The organism is Sphingomonas sp. Leaf28 (assembly GCF_001421685.1).
In the GTDB taxonomy this organism is placed as follows: Bacteria; Pseudomonadota; Alphaproteobacteria; order Sphingomonadales; family Sphingomonadaceae; genus Sphingomonas; species Sphingomonas aurantiaca.
The window spans coordinates 84,981-101,035 of the sequence record NZ_LMKX01000007.1 but is presented as its reverse complement, the minus strand read 5'-3'; the positions used below and the strand labels follow the sequence as shown (position 1 = coordinate 101,035).

Annotated in this window: 16 protein-coding genes; 7 read left to right on the top strand and 9 right to left on the bottom strand. The window is 60.2% G+C overall.

Translation table 11 applies throughout. The features are described 5' to 3' along the window. Positions 1-100: 100 nt before the first annotated feature. Positions 101-589 (top strand): MucR family transcriptional regulator, encoded by a 489-nt coding sequence (locus tag ASE79_RS07010; protein WP_056413928.1) that lies wholly within the window; start codon positions 101-103, stop codon positions 587-589. A gap of 20 nt (positions 590-609) precedes the next feature. On the opposite strand, the gene ASE79_RS20850 is transcribed toward ASE79_RS07010, so the two are convergent. The 4 genes from ASE79_RS20850 to ASE79_RS06990 form a co-directional block, all read right to left on the bottom strand. Further along, positions 610-1,113 carry a hypothetical protein gene (locus ASE79_RS20850; protein WP_235516790.1) on the bottom strand — a complete coding sequence of 168 codons (504 nt, stop codon included), beginning with the start codon at positions 1,111-1,113 and terminating at the stop codon, positions 610-612. A 268-nt stretch (positions 1,114-1,381) separates the two neighbouring features. Beyond that, positions 1,382-5,599, bottom strand: a complete 4,218-nt coding sequence (locus tag ASE79_RS07000) for a strawberry notch family protein (protein ID WP_056413923.1) — start codon at positions 5,597-5,599, stop codon at positions 1,382-1,384. 36 nt (positions 5,600-5,635) lie between these two features. Beyond that, positions 5,636-6,340, bottom strand: coding sequence for a toprim domain-containing protein (locus tag ASE79_RS06995; protein WP_321163325.1), 705 nt, complete (start codon positions 6,338-6,340; stop codon positions 5,636-5,638). 146 nt (positions 6,341-6,486) lie between these two features. Then, positions 6,487-6,729, bottom strand: a complete 243-nt coding sequence (locus ASE79_RS06990) for a hypothetical protein (protein WP_056413917.1) — start codon at positions 6,727-6,729, stop codon at positions 6,487-6,489. Positions 6,730-6,964: 235 nt separating this feature from the next. On the opposite strand from ASE79_RS06990, the gene ASE79_RS06985 reads away from it, so the two are divergent. Continuing rightward, positions 6,965-7,234, top strand: coding sequence for a hypothetical protein (locus ASE79_RS06985; RefSeq protein WP_056413914.1), 270 nt, complete (start codon positions 6,965-6,967; stop codon positions 7,232-7,234). A 4-nt stretch (positions 7,235-7,238) separates the two neighbouring features. Here ASE79_RS06985 and ASE79_RS06980 read toward each other — a convergent pair whose 3' ends face one another. Then, complete coding sequence (locus ASE79_RS06980; protein WP_056413911.1) at positions 7,239-8,531, bottom strand: hypothetical protein; 1,293 nt, start codon at positions 8,529-8,531, stop codon at positions 7,239-7,241. Between the two features lie 72 nt (positions 8,532-8,603). On the opposite strand from ASE79_RS06980, the gene ASE79_RS20260 reads away from it, so the two are divergent. Then, positions 8,604-9,542, top strand: a complete 939-nt coding sequence (locus ASE79_RS20260; RefSeq protein WP_235516789.1) for a lytic transglycosylase domain-containing protein — start codon at positions 8,604-8,606, stop codon at positions 9,540-9,542. A gap of 197 nt (positions 9,543-9,739) precedes the next feature. Here ASE79_RS20260 and ASE79_RS06975 read toward each other — a convergent pair whose 3' ends face one another. From ASE79_RS06975 to ASE79_RS06960, 4 genes are all read right to left on the bottom strand, one after another. Continuing rightward, complete coding sequence (locus tag ASE79_RS06975) at positions 9,740-10,528, bottom strand: helix-turn-helix domain-containing protein (RefSeq protein ID WP_056413908.1); 789 nt, start codon at positions 10,526-10,528, stop codon at positions 9,740-9,742. Between the two features lie 409 nt (positions 10,529-10,937). Next, positions 10,938-11,834, bottom strand: coding sequence for a replication initiator protein A (locus ASE79_RS06970; RefSeq protein WP_082445228.1), 897 nt, complete (start codon positions 11,832-11,834; stop codon positions 10,938-10,940). Between the two features lie 696 nt (positions 11,835-12,530). Then, entirely contained in the window at positions 12,531-13,043 is a 513-nt protein-coding gene (locus ASE79_RS20845; RefSeq protein WP_156359581.1) for a hypothetical protein, read from the bottom strand. Positions 13,044-13,135: 92 nt separating this feature from the next. After that, on the bottom strand, positions 13,136-13,609 hold the full coding sequence (locus ASE79_RS06960; RefSeq protein ID WP_162237010.1) for a hypothetical protein: 474 nt from the start codon (positions 13,607-13,609) through the stop codon (positions 13,136-13,138). 384 nt (positions 13,610-13,993) lie between these two features. Here ASE79_RS06960 and ASE79_RS06955 point away from each other — a divergent pair, with 384 nt between their 5' ends. Genes ASE79_RS06955 through ASE79_RS06940 form a run of 4 tightly spaced genes read left to right on the top strand, consistent with a single transcriptional unit; the run spans position 13,994 to position 16,053 of the window. Then, positions 13,994-14,314 (top strand): TrbC/VirB2 family protein, encoded by a 321-nt coding sequence (locus ASE79_RS06955; RefSeq protein WP_056413899.1) that lies wholly within the window; start codon positions 13,994-13,996, stop codon positions 14,312-14,314. A gap of 59 nt (positions 14,315-14,373) precedes the next feature. Further along, positions 14,374-14,664: a type IV conjugative transfer system protein TraL gene (gene traL / locus ASE79_RS06950; protein WP_031439148.1), complete on the top strand. Its 291-nt coding sequence runs from the start codon at positions 14,374-14,376 to the stop codon at positions 14,662-14,664. A 1-nt stretch (position 14,665) separates the two neighbouring features. Further along, positions 14,666-15,238, top strand: coding sequence for a type IV conjugative transfer system protein TraE (locus ASE79_RS06945; protein ID WP_056413896.1), 573 nt, complete (start codon positions 14,666-14,668; stop codon positions 15,236-15,238). After that, complete coding sequence (locus ASE79_RS06940; RefSeq protein WP_056413893.1) at positions 15,235-16,053, top strand: type-F conjugative transfer system secretin TraK; 819 nt, start codon at positions 15,235-15,237, stop codon at positions 16,051-16,053. The genes ASE79_RS06945 and ASE79_RS06940 overlap by 4 nt, the downstream gene beginning before the upstream one ends. Positions 16,054-16,055 lie beyond the last annotated feature (2 nt).

The window sequence follows — 16,055 nt, the reverse complement described above, 5'->3', positions numbered from 1 at the left end:
GGGATGATCCTGTCGTCATGGCGTCAGTATTGCCGACCTTTCAAACAGGACTATCTGGAAGCTACCGACAATCGATGTGTTTGGATGTACGGACGACTTTATGAATACTGATACGAACGTTGTTGAGCTTGCGACCGAGTTGACCATCGCGTGGTTGAGCAACCCGAACACGCGGACGTCGCCTGAAGACGTCCCAGCGTTCCTGAAATCAATGCACGCAGCGGTCGCCTCGCTTGGCGATGGCGGGGAAGCGGCTACGCCTGAGGCTGCACCTCAGGAGCATACGCCAGCCGTCACGGCGCGGAAGTCGCTCGCCAGCAAGGACCACATCATCAGCATGATCGACGGCAAGCCGTACAAGACCTTGCGCCGTCATCTTTCGACGAATGGCCTGACGCCGGAGCAGTATCGCGAGCGATATGGCCTCAAGGCCGATTATCCGATGGTTGCCGAAGCCTACAGCGAAAGCCGTCGTGCCATGGCGAAGAAGATCGGGCTCGGTCGCAAGCCAGGGCAGAAGGCGAGCACCGCGCCAGCCGCGACCAAGACGCGCCGAGCGCCGAAGGCGGCTTCAACCGAGGCTGAGTAAATCACGACCTGCGCTCGTTCTCAGGAACGGGCGTCAACCAGTGTGACCTTTGGCAGCGCGAGAGGTCCATCGGACGCGACGGGATGGCGCAGTTCGACGAAGCGACGTTGGGTCGCAAAGTCGCCTTGTGCCTCTCGGCCGCATTCCTCCAGAAGTTCGTCGAGCCGGGACGCGATCAGGTCTAGCGACGTCGCCAGATCGCGATCCAGTGCCTCCGCCTGTGGGCCTGTGTCCGGATAGACAGCTCGCGCCTTCCGATGTGCGGCCTCGAGGCCGGGTAGATGTGAGCCCTGGATGTCCTCGAGATCGATTTTTGTCGCTACCGGGACGGTCTCGAAAGGGAGCAGGTTCATACGGCCAATCGCACTATCGATACGTTTGCGAATTTCTATGACAGCCGGAGAAAGGCTGATTGCTGGTGGCGTTCGATCTAATGTCGCGTCAGGTGATCGCGATGCCTTGCCTTCTTTCCGCAAACTCTGAACCGCGAGAACGACGCCGTACAGAGTTACCATAACCACCATAGTGAGGCGAAAGACTTGGGTTTGCAGGAGCCCAATTATAGGGTCGGCCGCGCCCCCAGCTACCCGACCAGGCTCGGGATCACCAAAGGAACCGGCAAATGGTCCCAGAAACATTAGCGCAAGGGCCACGCAGCTGAATGTTACGAAAGCACGCATGCCGTCCTCCTGGGCATTGACGGGAGAAGCTTAGCATCTCCGTACGGGTTAACGTTCATTCGCCCTCTCCCGGCCATATGATGATTTATACGAAACCCATCGTGGCTGTCTATCAAGGCCGCTTCAGGAGCCGGCTCAAGATTGCTTCAGCCTCGGCAACCGGCACGAAGACCCGGGTTCGGTAAGCGATGATCTCCGAGAAGCAGCCGATCGCCTTCAGCCACGGCAGCTGGGACACTGGCGCGTCGATGATCTCTACCCGCGATTTGCCGTTCACGATCGCCCGCTTGATGGTCATGGGAAACGGCTGCGCGACTTCGACGCTCCGGCCGGAGAGGACCGAGCTTGCGATCGCATCGACAGGCAGGTCGTCGGTCTTGGCGATGCCCAGTTTGGTGTAGAGTTGAACGACGTGCTTGTCGAAGACGAGGCGACCGAGCCAGGAATTACCGTTTGCATCGGCGATCCGGTTTACCGCCAGATGGTCCGACGGAAGTGCCGACCAGATCGGTAGCAGCAGGCCGGTCGCCAACCGGATCGTCTCGGTATCGATCTGGTCGGCCGCTTCCGTGACCTCCTCGGTCCACTTAGCGATGAACGTGGCCTGGTCGACGACGTCCCATGCGCTCTCCAGCAGGTCTGCCTCGCGCAAATATTCGCGCCTGCAGGGTCTCTGCAGCTCAATGCGTGCGATCGGCTGACCGTCGTCGTCCATCCACGACCGCGCACGCGTGCGCAGAGCAACGCGACCAGACCGGGCGTTGACCACGAACGCAACGTCGTCCTGCCATTTGGCGATGTCGAGGATCCGTTCGAGGGAGATGGGATTACGACGACGAGCAATCTCGATCGTCAGGAGATGCGAGGTCGCACCCGACTGTGGATCCGTGCGCAACAGCGTATCGTCGATGACGGTCGCGGTATCGGCGGTGATCGTCTCGACCCCTACATCGAGGGTTCCGGCCTCGCGGGCAGCGGCGATGCGGGTCTCCACGAGCGAGAGAAATTCATCGAAAATCAGGTTCTGGATGCCGATCGGAAGCGCCAGCAGTCGGTTCAGCCAACGCTGGATAGGCGGCAGGTCTTCCTTCAGAACGCCGTCATTGTCGTGCAACTCAAGCCCGGTGCGCGAACAGAAGTCGTCCATCGTCGTGCTGGTCAGCTTGCCAGCGTCGAGCAGCGCGAACCAGGTCAGGAGCGCATCCTTGGCGTATTCGCTTTCGAGGTTGTCGGCCGGGTCGAACAGGTTTTGGCCGCCCGTCTGGCGCTGGCCGCGTGTTAGCGCACCAAGACTGTCCAGCCGTCGCGCGATCGTCGAGGTGAAGCGCAGCTCGCCCTTGCAGTCGGTCGTCACCGGTCTGAATAGCGGTGTCGACGCCTGATGGGTGCGATGAGTGCGACCAAGACCCTGGATCGCGCGATCGGCACGCCAGCCCGGTTCAAGCAGGAAGTGCGCCCGCTGCTGTTGGTTCTTGGCATCGAGGCTGGCGTGGTAGGAGCGCCCGGTGCCGCCTGCGTCAGAGAAGACCAAGACGCGCTTGCTGCCAGCCATGAACGCCGCGGCTTCAACCTGGCTGGAACGGCCGGAGCGAGTCTCGATTTTCTGGCGGCCGTCCGACGTCGGGACCAGACGCCGCGATCGGCCAGTCACCTCGGCTACCATGTCGGTGCCGAAATGCTCGATCAGGGCATCGAGTGCGGACTTGACGGGGGGCAGTCCGCAGATGTGTTCGAGCAGCTGGTCGCGCGCCGCGATCGCATCGGGGTTGTGGACCGGGTTGCCGTCGACGTCGCTCATCGGCAGCGAGCGGGCGGTGCCGGTGTCGTCCGTGAAGGTCTGCATCTGCCGCGTCGGGAAGGCACGTGTGAGGTAATCTGCGACATATTCGGTGGGCGAGAGGTCTACGACGGGGTCCGCGCGCTCCTCAACCGACATCTGCGCAAGGCGACGATCAAGGATCGCCTCTGCGGTTGTCACCAGCTGCAGCACCACAGACTGGTCAGCCTTCAGATGCTGTTCGACAGCGGCGATTACGGTTGGCAGCTTCATCGAGAGCAGGACCTGGCCAAAGAAGCGCTGCTTGGTCGATTCCAGCCGTGAGCGAGCTGACGCCTTCGCACCGCTGTTGAGAGTAGCCTTTTCCAGGCCGTCGACGACGCCGGTCAATTCCAGCGCCTCTTCCATGTTCTGGTGAATGACGCTCCACGCTTTCGCATAGGTGTCGTAGATCTCGATCTGTGCCGGGGTCAGCGCGTGCCGCAGCACATCGTACTCGACGCCGGCGAAGCTGAGTGCGCGAGACGTATATAGGCCAAGCGCCTTGAGGTCGCGTGCGACCAGCTCCATCGCTGCGATGCCACCCTTACGGATCTCGGCAATGAACGCTTCGCGGTCGGCAAACGCCGTCTCCGGTCCCCACAAGCCGAGCCGCACGGCATAAGCGAGATTGTTGACGTCGGACGCCCCGGTTGCCGAAGCGTAGAGGACGCGAGCACCTGGCAGATTGTTTTGGAGGAGGACGCCGCAGACGCCCTGCTGGGATCCTTCCTTCTTGCCCATGGCACCCTCGCCGCCCGCAACGCCGCCCATCTCGTGCGCTTCGTCGAACGCGATGACGCCGTCAAAGTCGGTGCCGGCCCAATCGAGGATCTGCTGCAAGCGGCTATTGTCGGAGCGCATGGACCGAAGCGTCGGATAGGTCACGAACAAGACGCCCTCGGTCAGATTGATCGGCTGATCGATTTTCCAGTTCGACACCGGCTGCACGTCGCCGGACATGCCGCCAAGCGCGGTCCAGTCGCGTCGCGCGTCTTCGAGCAACGGTTCGTTCTTCGAGACCCAGATGTGGCGGCGCCGGCCTTGCAGCCAGTTGTCGAGGATGCAGGCAGCGACCTGCCGGCCCTTGCCCGCACCAGTGCCGTCGCCAAGAAAGAAGCCCTTGCGGTAGCGGCTTCCCGTCTCGTTGATAGTAAGGCCAACGCCTTTGTCGGCAGGCTTGAAGGTGCCGGGCAGCATCTGGTTCCAGGCGTGCCCCGCATAGACTACCGTTTCGAGCTGCGACGACGACAACATCCGTTCGGTGACGGTCCGTTCGGGGAGGTGTGCGACATGGGTTGGGATTGGTGCCGGGATCGAGCCCATCGCCACGGACTCGACCAGGGCGGTCGGGTGGTCACCGGCCGTGTCGAATACGATCCGGCTCGGCCGGTAGGGCAGGTAGCAGCCGACCTGTTCGGCTAGGGGCGCGGGCGTCGGAAGCGTCTGATAGGCGACCGGCAGGACGTTGTTGCGGACCGGCGCATGATAGGTCCGAACTACCGTCGCCTTGGCCTGACGCGCTGCGCCGAACAGGCTGGGCTTGGCGATCGGCGCCATCGCTATCGTGGTATCGCCCACCAGGGCGACGCGCGGTGGGACGGTGACGGCGTCGAGGAAGTCCGCGACCGAGCTGCGCTGGATTACGACGTGTGACGTGCCGCCCGCCACCTTGTCGATGACGTAGAGCCGCACAGCGATGTCCGTGCCATGCTTGCGGTAGCAATGCTCCAGCCGCAGCGACGTCCGGACGGTGCAACCCGTCAGCACCGCCTCATACGCCGCCTTCAGCCGCGCGCTGGGCGTGAACCAGTCGGGCATGATCGCCACGACCCGGCCGCCTTTCGCGACGCGGCGGATTGCGGCCTGCAGATGGCGCAGCGCGGCAAGGTCGTCTTCACCGCGGCCAACACTGCGCGAGAAGGGCGGATTCATCACCACCACCGTCGGCCGCGGCATGCGCGCATGCAGACTGACCAGTGCCGCGCCGTCATGCCCGGTGACGATCGCGTCGGGGAATATACCGGCAAGACGTTCTCGCCGTTTGGCATCGATCTCGTTCAGCTGCAGGCTGGCGCACACCGGAGCCTGGACGATCAGGAGACCGTTGCCGGCGCTGGGTTCGAGTACAATGTCGTTCGGACCTATCGCCGCCATCAGTACCGCGATCGCTGCGATATCGATCGGGGTCGAGAATTGCTGGAGGTTGATCTGCTCCTCGCTGCGTACCGTCTGGGTTGGCAGCAGCGCCATGACCGCTGATGCCTGTGCCACGTCCGCCAAAGCCTTGAGTTGGTAGGGCCGCGACGCGAGGTGGAGAGCAATGCCGTGCTCAAGCATTTCGAAGCTGTCGCGCTGGGTCCAGTGACCGTCGGCATCAGATCCGCCGAACGCAGCTATCATCGCCTCATTCAGATTTCGGCGGGCGATCGGGGTGCCGGCCGCCAGTAATCCGGCAATGCGTTGCGCTGCGGTGCGATCGTTGACGGGCGGGATATCAAGCAGATCGTACATGGCAGGGTTCCTTCGGTTGGCTGCCAATCCGACAGCTTACCGCCTCCCTCCCCCTCCTCTCTCTGCCGCCTCGAGGGCCTCGGCCCAGTCCTTGTAGCCTTGCGGATAGTCGACCCGGATCACCCGGTTGGCGTTGGCGTAGCGGGCGATGCTCCGCGCTACCGCGCGATGTCCGGGCACATCGTTGTCACCGGCAAGGATCAGCTTGGTAACGCTGTCAGGGATCGTCACAAGATCGAGACGTCGCGAGCCGAGCGTCGCCCAACAGGGCAATCCACGGATCTGCGACCAGGCGCGCGCTGTCTCGAATCCTTCGGCTAGGCCAATGGTCGCACCAACTCCACCGCCACGCCATGCACCGCTCCCCAGCGTGCCAAGCGTTGCCTTCTCGGAATAGCCACCGTCGGCCTTCAGGAATATTCGTTGGAAGGCGACCAGACGCTGTGCGTCACGCACTCCAACCAGCAACGCCGGCTTGAACACCGTCACCGGTTTGGGGCCGAGCGGGCAGCGCGGGTGGAAGCGAACGTCGCTCGGCGCCGGCAACAGTCCCCGGGAGGCGAGATAGCGTTCCGCCATGTTCCCGGTCATACTGACCGCCTCATTCCATAGCCGGTCAATATTGGCCGTGCCCATCGCCTGCGCCGGAGCCGGGGGATCATAGCGGCGACCAAGCGGTATCCGGTCCAATTCGCGCAGGATGTCACCGGCATCGCAACCCGCAAAGCAGGTGACCAGCAAGCCGCGGTCACCCTGCCTGATCGAAAGGCTTGGTGTACCGTCGGCATGCGCAGGGCATCGGCACATTGCGGTGTTCCCATGCCAAGAGCCCCCAAGTGCTCCTACCAGGTCGACCAGCTGCTGGGATGGGCGGCGAGCGATGAGCGTCATGATCGAATACCATTGCTCGGTACGGGCTTGCGCATCCGGGCGATTACGTAATCAGCCGCCTCGCGCTCAAAGTAGACGTCGATCGCCTCGTCGTCTTCGAGCGCTGCGATAGCGTCCTTCTGACCCAAGCGCTGGCGGACATAAGCGGCGAGCGCTTTTCGGGCGTCCCTTTCGCTTGGATGTATATCGGTGCGGTCGGTTTTACCCGCATCTCTGATGAACAGGAGATAGCGTTCCATGGCGAAATGCCTCGTTTGAAGGCGAGCCGTTAACGGTCCGCCCAAAGTTCAAGGGATGCTGGAGCCATCTCTTCGTGACCCCGCCTTTCCACCCCTCTCTCTCCACTCCATATTTAGGGAATCACCGCGACGTCGCGGCGTTTACCCGCTGCTAAAACGTCATCGTTATGGAGCTTGGGAACTAGAGTCATTCTGCGCTGGTTTGTCGACCGCGCCCTTTTCATCCGAGGTGTCGATGAACCAGTTTTCGCAGGTCGAGATTGCCAACTGGATCGCCATTTATCTGGCGGCTGCTATGTGCTGCGCCATCGCTATGGCGATGTCGGTATCCGTGACGATCCATGGAATGTACCGGGATAAGGCATGGGAAGATGTGCGGAGTGTTCGTGGTGCCGTTCTATTCCTGCCAAAAGCATGGTGGCGCTGGCAAAAGCTTTATCTTCTGTCGACCCCGGTAACGCTTGGAATCGTTAGCTATTTCGCAGCAACAATGACTTGGAGCTGAGCGCTTAAATATTGAGGACCCGGAGCAGTTTGGTCGACGCCAGATCTTGGTCCATTTCCGATCTATCAAGTGTCACAAGGTCACCGAGGACGGCCATACGTGGGTGAGTGACGGCCTTCGCAGCCTCATAATCCTCGCTATCGAAACCCATGGCTTCGACCACCACTGTCCGTAGCTCTCCCGTCACTCGCGACCTTGCCTCCAGGATAAAGTCAGGTCGACACGGACCGTGCGGCGTCATGGTGTCGAACAGTGGTTTGTTAATAGCGAGGTCGACGCCGCGTGTGTGCAACTCGCGTTGGGTATGCAGGATGGCGCGCAGTGCCCGCCGCTCAAAGTCGGATTCCACCGGTACGAACATCCGGCCGTTGTAGATCGGTTGAGCGTAAGCCCGCAGCGGCGCAAAGCCGCGTGCCTCTGGATACTCTCCGGCCACAATCAGAACGATGTAGGGTCCAGTGATGTGGTTGCCCCGGATCGACGGCGACTGAACCCTGGTCGCGATGGCGACTGGGTCGCCGTCAGGCACATGGATTTCGTTGCCCTTGATCGATTTCGCGTAAAGCGCCAGGAAGCCTTGTGGCGCGTGCGTCTTGGGCCATTTTGTCGCCAACGCGCGAAGGGTGCCGTAGACTGTGTTCGTCTCGAGCGGTCGGGCGTGTGTCCAAAAAGCGCGAGCCAGCTCGACTCCCGGCGCGATCTCGATCTTACCGGCCGCGCGACCCAGCGCTGCGAACTCTTCCCTAATCGACCATTCGTAGGCCATCCCCAACGGTGCGATCGTGTTACAACCCGCGCTGTCGAGCAGACGCCAAAGGAGCCGCGCGAGCCGAGGGGTCGAGGCATTGCGGGTCCGATCATCCAGGCTGTCGTCCTCGGGTCGCTGTGCGAGCTTCTCAGGCGCCGGTCGAAGAACCTCGAAAAAGCCCGATGGCGGATCAGTCGGCGTGTTGTGCGACCTGACCTCTGAAATACGGTTGGTCGCCTGATCGCGGAAGAATGGACAGTCGGGGCGGTGCTCGGGACGTTTGGTGCTCGTCAACCGGCGCAAATAGTAGGTCTCGGCTTCGGAAAGGTAAGCCGGCGTCAGGATAGGAGGGGCTCTATCCGGGCCAAGGCACCCGCAAGCGATCCAACGATGACCTATCCTGGCATTTTGGACGAGAGTGACCCCCGCTTGTTCGTCATGGAAGGAACCCTCACCGACATACCAGCGCACTAGCGCCTCGTGCAGGGGTGCTGGCAGCGGGATCCTGTCCCTGCTTTTTCCGTCGGTTTCGCGGTGGATCAACCACATACTCGAGTGCCCTTCAGGCGCTTAGTCGAGGCAGTTTCGGCAGGTCTGGTGGTCTTGACAAGCGCAAATCGCATGATCTCAACTCTTGGATATCACTTCGCTTGGGGGTTTTCCGTGCGTTATCCACTCGTTTTTGCTGGCCTTTGCGCCGGTCTTATTGTCGGTTCGCAAGCCGGTGCCGCGGCAAGAGGGGCAGCCCTCCGAAAGGTCGAGCTTATCTCGATGACAGGAAGCTTGCCGATCACGGAAGCGGCACCCTCGCCCAACGTTTTGGCGTCGATGAACGAGGCGTCTCCTTTGCCCGACGCTTTCCAGGTACATGATCTCAGTCATCGTTACGTCCAGTTCCGAATGCAGCAGGAGATGGCAGCCTCCGGAGCAACGCCGGCGGTTGCCCCTGTATTGAATCAGCAAACGGCTGGTATCGCAGCCTTTTCGTCGATCCAAGTTCCGGGCTGGCTCCGCGGGGGGACCACTGTACAGCCGATCTCGTTCAAAGCCGGTTGCGCTCCGCTCGCTTATCGTCCTTCGGGGTTTCTCGCGCGTAGCGCAGAAGCACGTCGCGCCGCCTATTATGGCATGATGAGCGCGGTCGCTTGCGAGCATGGCATTCCGACAGGATTGTTTGACGCCATGATAATTCGCGAGAGCGGGTACAACCCGATCGCGACTTCAACCGCAAACGCTTACGGCCTCGCGCAGTTGATGCCAGGAACTGCGGTCGGCCTAGGCGTCAATCGGTATGATCCCCTTCAGAATATGCGAGGTGGAGCCCGCTATCTCCGCCAGCAGTTAGACCATTTCGGTCAAGTCCACCTTGCCCTTGCCGCGTACAATGCAGGGCCTGGGCGCGTACGCGGCGGGTTAGTGCCACGCATCACTGAGACGCAGGCCTATGTGACGAACATTATCGCTAACTGGTCGCGGCTAACCTCCCCAATGGGTTCGCCGGCAACGATGTCGACACTTCCCAAGGGTTATTCCCGTGCGGCGACGTTGACGCAGTTCTGACTTCAGCCAATCGAGCACATCCGCGTTAAGGGTGAAAGACGGCAGAAGTCGCATGCTCCACTCGGGAGCATTGTGGCGGCCTTGGCCGACACTCCTGTCCTATCCTCTTGGTCAAATCGGTTTTGGCTTGATTGGTCGTCGACCTCGGTCTCCTATAATTTGCGTGTTGGCCGTCTAAGGCCAACTCCGATTATCCCTTATCTAATAGACTCTAATAGCGGTTGCGTTCCGTTGTGAGCCTCACGCTCCGCACGATCGACACCGGCACCGAGGCGAGCAAGAATTTTCCCGAGAGCTCCTCCAACGGTGGCCTCGGCGAATTCCTTGCAAGAGAGGGTAGCGAGCATTGCCTTCGTCTCGCCAATTTGCTCGAGGTGGTGCTGCTCCAGATCCACAGGGATCGGCGCAGGACGCAACCAGCGCGGAACGAGCGTCACCAGACGCTGAGGAAGCTGCATTCGATAGGCATTCGACGTCTGGTGGTATCGTGGCCCAGCTCCCTCGCTTGCCACGCGCTTGAAGCGCCGTTGGCGAATGACGAAGCCTAGCCGTTCCAGAGTGGCCAGCGCTCGTGTTATGGTCGCGCGACCAATGCTGGTCCTATCCATCAGATATCCGTAGCTTGGGTAGACCTGACCCTTGTTCAATCGAGCAAGGGTCAGCAGCTCCTCGAGCACCCGAAGTCCCTTTTCCGTCAGACCAAGCAGAATGCGCTCAGCGACGGTCAACGTCCGCTCGCCGCTACGTGCGACACGGCGCAACCTATTGGCTTCGTCCACGGCTCTTTTTGCGGTTGCGTATATTTTGTGGAGTTCGCCCGCGGCCGGCAGCGTGAAGAAACTCTCTTCGAACGTTCCCGCCTCGATGCTGTTGCGAAGCACCGGCGCACCGGTGTGACGCAGCGCTCCAGACCGCGCAGGCTTGGGCCTGACGGGCATGCCGGAGAGCAAACTGGTGAATGCTCCGCCGATGTTAATAGCTTCCATTGCCTTCCCCCTCGATGGAGGCCGGACCAGGCAAAGCGATAGCGTGGCGCGAAACGCGCATCCTTGAACCGAAGCTCAGAAAGGCCTATGTCAGAAATCGTGGTGATCTCGATCGCGCTTGCCGGCGCGGACATCGAACTTTCAGGGTGCCCGGCTTCGTGCCGGGCATTCGTTTATGTGGTCACAGCCAAGTCCTATCTGGCCCTCGCATGGTGCGAAAACTCTCGCTCGGAATGTGGCTGAGAAATTCCGTTAATAAAACCTTGGCGATTCGTGCTTTCGACGACGTTCGTCAGAAAACATTCGTGCTTTCGACGACACTAAGTCTCGTCGGCTCGTGCTTTCGACGACAGTATGGGCTCGTCTTCGTGCTTTTGACGACAGTCAGTACGTCAAAAATGGGGGGTGTTCAGGCGGGGTCAGGCTCACCGGGCTTATGGATCACCTGATTCGCTTTCCGGTGAATCCCGTCTTCGGGTGTTATCTGAACGACCTCGAACGCCACTTTTCGCGACTTTAGTCCATCGGTCGGAGATGGCTCGGCAATCGAGAAGACAAAGCCGGGAATGGAGTTCGCGTCTATTACATCCTTGAGAATGGATTTCAGATGCCGAGGGGAGCTTTGATAACCCAGCTGAAGGCGGAGATCTTCCAACGTCATGCTCACGGGCCCATCGATACAGGAAGATCGAGCCACCTCGTACAAACGACGCTCGACAGGCCCTAATTGAAAGTAAGTTGACGTATATTCAAGCACGTGGCGATCCCTCAGTATCGCTCGAAAGAGCCAGTCGCAAAGCCGAACCCTGACAGCCTTTAGACGTCTCTCGTTGCTGTTGTTCGTCGTATATTGTAGTCTAGCGGACTCTAGCCAAGAGAAGAATCCGGCCTCGCCTTCCCCGCCAGCTTGTATATCGGTCTTTATTTGGGTTCCCTGAAGCCGCTCTAACGCGTCCGATAGTCTAGTATACGACCGCGATGACGCATTCACTCCCGTCACCCGAAATAGGTCATTCGCGGTGAAATAGAACTCCTGAGATACTGGGAGCCCTGCCTCCAGTTTCGAAACCATCAGACTCGCGATGTATAAAAGTATCTCTTTGTCATAGATTGTCGCTATTCCCTTTGGCCCCGGACCTACCTCGATCGAGACGGAGTCCGTCTTATACACGAGTGGTTTAGTCCAAGCAGTCTTCGCCAACGCGAAGAATGGATATGCCATCAACGAGCGCTCGCCCTGAAGTCCGGTCAGGAGCGGACTATCAAAGGTGAACAGGTCGCCCTGGCCGGTTTTCTTGTCGGTCATCTTGATCTCCTGAAGCCGGTCAGAGGCTAGCGTTTGGCGGTAGGACGCTCGCTTCCGCACAAATCCTATGCGGTCATCAGCTGTCGTCGAAAGCACGAAGAGTGTCGTCGAAAGCACGAATCTAGGCTCGATTTCCTACGCTGAGCGGGCGTCCGCGCTCAGTTTTCGCCCGATCCTCGTGCTTTCGACGACACTTCGTCGAAGCTAGTCAGCTGCCGGCCCGACTTGCTGACCCCATCCTCCTATCGCCTTCCCCCTCCACTCAAAGCCTGGGTGCCTCCGACGACCGGGTCGTGAGTTGCCCCGCGGATCGTCTGGAGCAGGCTTGGATTTCGGCTGATTAGCTCCATGACGGCATTCACGGTCAGTTCGCGGCTGCTGACAGATAGCTCGCTCCTCAGCTGATCGAGGGCGCTTACCGACTCTGGTGAAAGCCAGAAGTTGTTTCGAACCCATCCCTTTTCCCGAAAACTTGCCGTTCGGGCGCGCATGGATCGGGCCGCGGATTTAGAGGATGGCGGGCTCGTCATAGCCCTCGATCTACGTTAGCGCGATCGCAAGTGCAATTCAGCACTGAAACCGTCGGCTCAATAACGAGATCGCGATAGGAGAATGTTGGCGGCGATAGACTGCCTGCCCGCTGACGGCGCCATGCCGGACAGCATGCTTCTTCGGTTCTGTCCGGTTACGGCTTAGCTATTCCTCGTTACGGCCAAGCCGAAGGCCCTTCCGTCGGACCAAGTCCTCGTAACCTTTCTCAAAGCCGTCCAGAACAAGGTCCTGAATCTGGTGGCCATGTTCAGGCTTAACGTCGCTTAGGTCGAGGCCGCTGATACTAACCACAGCCGTTGCCAACCGGGGCGCTAATCCTGCGAAAAGGGTTGCCATAAACGCCGCAAGGTTGCCCGCTTCCTCGGGGCGGTCGTTCAATTCGCCCTCCAATAGCTCGCAGCCGAACGCCGCTTCCCACTGGCTTATTCCAAGCGCTGCGCAAATCGCTTTGCCCTCATCCATCCGCATTGGGCGGCGCTTTGACGGGTCGGGATGCACAATAGAGTGAAGGCGACTTTTGCGAATATTGGGGGTCGCTGCTTTCAACATTCGGATACTGAAGCGCATCTCTACCATGCGGATCCGAATGAAATCCACCAACTCTGGGGTGGCATTATCTTCGCTAACCCTTTGTTCAAACTGCTCTGACGGTTCCATCGTCCCAGACCCTAGCTGTGCCCCATCAGGTAGGCATTAATCTCCGATGAAGGCAACCCTTCATTAACCTTTTGTCATTTGACGCAGATCAATCATCGGAATGGGATCACATTCGTTTCCACTCGACGGGCAGCCGCTCGAAATGCAGCGGCATCCTCGGCGTTGAGTCCAAGCTTTGTCATGGCCTCCGTCCTGGCCTCCTCAACGATAAAGTCGAAAAGTACCAATGAGACCGCAGAGGCGAAACTAACGGACGAGCCTATCATTTGCTCAAGCCCCGGAACACTACCGTCAATCGCCGATACGCTAGATTCGAGAATCTCCAGCTCTACGCCGATTTCGCCATTGGTGGGAATTATCCGCAAATGTTCTGTAAGCGAGCTGGGCCGATAATGCGCCTGCAGGGTAGACGTCTCCGGAGCTCGGTCGTTTACGACATCGCTAATGCTAGCGAAGCGCATGCTTTTATTTGAAAAAAGGCGAACACTTTCTGTCATCAAGCGCCATAGGGACTCAGATATCTTGAGGCTGAATGCGCGTTGCATTGCTTGGTCTTCAGTATTCATCGGCGCCGATACCACCGCATTGCTAAACCTCCTAACAGCGTGGGCTATCTGCATTCGGTTTCGCGTTAATGCCACACCTCAGGTCGTGATTCGTAGCCATTCCAGAGAGCGGAATATCGCCTGTCCGCCTGTGCGGACAAGTGTCCGTGTAGGCGGACAGGCGTCCGCGTGGGCGGACATCTGTCCGTGACGCCGGACGAATCGTCCGTAGCGACGGACAGAGGTGTCTTTTGGATGCGTCGTGGAACTCCACTCGTCGCATTTTCGCTTAAATCGACGGCCTCCTAATAAGTTCCGTAATCCGGCGATTGCTGCGAAAGAATCCCTGCCTCAGCCTTCTTTTGGGCGCGCTGAAATGCGCTCGATCGAAGGAGACTCCTTATCATGAAGACCATGCTCAAGATCGGCCGTCGCGCCGAGACGACCGCCCTGGCGGTCGTTGGTGCGGCAGCCGCGGCCGCTGTTCTCGCCACCCCAGCACTGGCCGGTGCTGATCAGACGTTCAACACTGCACTCCAAGCCTTCACGGGTTTCCTCGAGGGCTCGGGCGGCAAGATCATCACCGTTCTATCGCTCGCTGGCGGTGTCGTGGGTCTCGCCTCGGGTCGTTTCTCGCTCGGCCAGGTCGCAATCCCGGTCGGCGTGGGCGTCGGTGCGGGCACCGGTATCCCGATCGTCACCTCGACCGTCACCGCTACCATTTGAACCGGCCAGGTGCCGGCGTTGATAGCAGCTTCGCCGGCACCGTCTTTGAAGGTGGCGTGATGTCAGCCGATAAGTACGTGATCCCATCGCACCTCGACGATCCTGAGCTGATCGGGTTTTGGACGCTCGACGAGTTCCTCGCGATGGTCATCCCCTTCACATGGGGGATCTTGTCCCAACACATCGTCATTGGGATCGGCCTGGCCGTCCTGGGGTGGTGGGCTCTTCGACGGGCCAAGGCGGGGCGGGCGACTTCGTGGCTGATTCATCTGGCGTATTGGCATCTGCCAGGCGGCTTCCCGTCGCTCCGCGCCACGCCACCTTCCTACCTCCGACTGATGGTGGGCTGACATGGATTTTAGCTATCAGCACGCGCAGTCGCAGCGCGTCCTCCGCCAGCGCAATGTCCTCGGCATCGCCGCGCTGGTTCTCGCAGGAATTGTCGCGCTCCTGCTTTTGATGTCGGCAACCCGTAGCCGCGAAATCGTGCTGCAGCCTGTTCTGGGCTCACCGGTCACGCTGTCCACGTCGGGTGTCTCGCGCGAGTATCTGGAGCTGGTGACCCGCGACACGGCCGTACTGACGCTCAACCGCACACCCAGCAGCCTCGAATACTGGATGAAGTCCGTCCTCGCGATCGTCTCGCCCAAGTCGCAGGGTAAGATCAAAGCCGACCTCCTCAAGATCGTTGATGAGCAGCGCGGCTCAAGCATGTCGCAGTATTTCACGCTCGACGGCATGGAGATCGACCCCAAGGCGCTCCAGTCCACCGTGACGGGCAAGCTTAATACGGTCATCGGTCAGAAAGTCGTTTCGTCCGAGCAGCGCACCTTTGTCTACGACTGGGAATATGCCGGCATGACCCTGAAGCTTGTCGGCTTCAGCATGGTCCAGCCCAAAACCCGTCCGGGAGCCATGATGTGACCCCAATCTATGCCATTGGTAGCGCCGCGCTTGGCACTGCCCTCTCCACCCGCACCTTCTGCTGGCTGAGCCGCATCATCGGCGCAGCGTTGATCGCCGTCGCCCTCTTCGTCTTCGCGGCGCCTGCCTTCGCGGCCGGCGACCAGACGTTGATGGCCGACGACGGCGCGCAGGTCTCCTGCAATGCATCCGCCAAGGACCTCACCCGGATCAGCCTCGTCGGGGACGAGTTCGCTGGCGTCTCCAAGATCAACACGGGCAACCCTTCGGACGACTTCTCGGTCGTCAACGAGCCTGTTCGCGGCGACATCTACCTGTCGGTGCCGGAAGGCTTTGGTCGTCAGGTCCTGTCGTTCTTCGGCACCAGCAAGCGCGGCTACGTCTACAAGTTCCAGTGCCGGATCAGCGGCGACCAGGCGGTGCAGGTCTTCGTCTCGAACCCCGCGATCGCCAAGGCCGACGCGGCGGAAGCCGGCACGACCACCAAGGTTGCACAGACGTCCTCGCCGGAAGAGGCCGCTGTAACGCTGGTGCAGGCAATGTACGCCAACAAGACGGTCGACGGCTTCGAGATGCGTCAGCGCTCGCTCAAGCCCGTCTATGTCGGCGACCTCAAGGTTCAGATGATCGCCGAATATCGCGGCGACGCTCTCACCGGCCGCGTCCTGCGCATCGAAAACAAGGGCACCAAGGAAACAGTGCTGACCGAGGCCAGCGTGGTGCCATCGAGCGCACTCGCGGTGTCGATCGCCGAACCCAAGCTGGCGCCGGGTCGGGTCACGACCGCCTACCTCGTCTCGCGGAACGGAAACTAAGC

Bases quoted from the DNA above. Each gene is read 5' to 3' on its own strand.
- ASE79_RS07010 (WP_056413928.1), top strand. From the start codon at position 101: ATGAATACTGATACGAACGTTGTTGAGCTTGCGACCGAGTTGACCATC.
- ASE79_RS20850 (WP_235516790.1), bottom strand. From the start codon at position 1,113: ATGGTGGTTATGGTAACTCTGTACGGCGTCGTTCTCGCGGTTCAGAGT.
- ASE79_RS07000 (WP_056413923.1), bottom strand. From the start codon at position 5,599: ATGTACGATCTGCTTGATATCCCGCCCGTCAACGATCGCACCGCAGCG.
- ASE79_RS06990 (WP_056413917.1), bottom strand. From the start codon at position 6,729: ATGGAACGCTATCTCCTGTTCATCAGAGATGCGGGTAAAACCGACCGC.
- ASE79_RS06985 (WP_056413914.1), top strand. From the start codon at position 6,965: ATGAACCAGTTTTCGCAGGTCGAGATTGCCAACTGGATCGCCATTTAT.
- ASE79_RS06980 (WP_056413911.1), bottom strand. From the start codon at position 8,531: ATGTGGTTGATCCACCGCGAAACCGACGGAAAAAGCAGGGACAGGATC.
- ASE79_RS20260 (WP_235516789.1), top strand. From the start codon at position 8,604: ATGATCTCAACTCTTGGATATCACTTCGCTTGGGGGTTTTCCGTGCGT.
- ASE79_RS06975 (WP_056413908.1), bottom strand. From the start codon at position 10,528: ATGGAAGCTATTAACATCGGCGGAGCATTCACCAGTTTGCTCTCCGGC.
- ASE79_RS06970 (WP_082445228.1), bottom strand. From the start codon at position 11,834: ATGACCGACAAGAAAACCGGCCAGGGCGACCTGTTCACCTTTGATAGT.
- ASE79_RS20845 (WP_156359581.1), bottom strand. From the start codon at position 13,043: ATGGAACCGTCAGAGCAGTTTGAACAAAGGGTTAGCGAAGATAATGCC.
- ASE79_RS06960 (WP_162237010.1), bottom strand. From the start codon at position 13,609: ATGAATACTGAAGACCAAGCAATGCAACGCGCATTCAGCCTCAAGATA.
- ASE79_RS06955 (WP_056413899.1), top strand. From the start codon at position 13,994: ATGAAGACCATGCTCAAGATCGGCCGTCGCGCCGAGACGACCGCCCTG.
- traL (WP_031439148.1), top strand. From the start codon at position 14,374: ATGTCAGCCGATAAGTACGTGATCCCATCGCACCTCGACGATCCTGAG.
- ASE79_RS06945 (WP_056413896.1), top strand. From the start codon at position 14,666: ATGGATTTTAGCTATCAGCACGCGCAGTCGCAGCGCGTCCTCCGCCAG.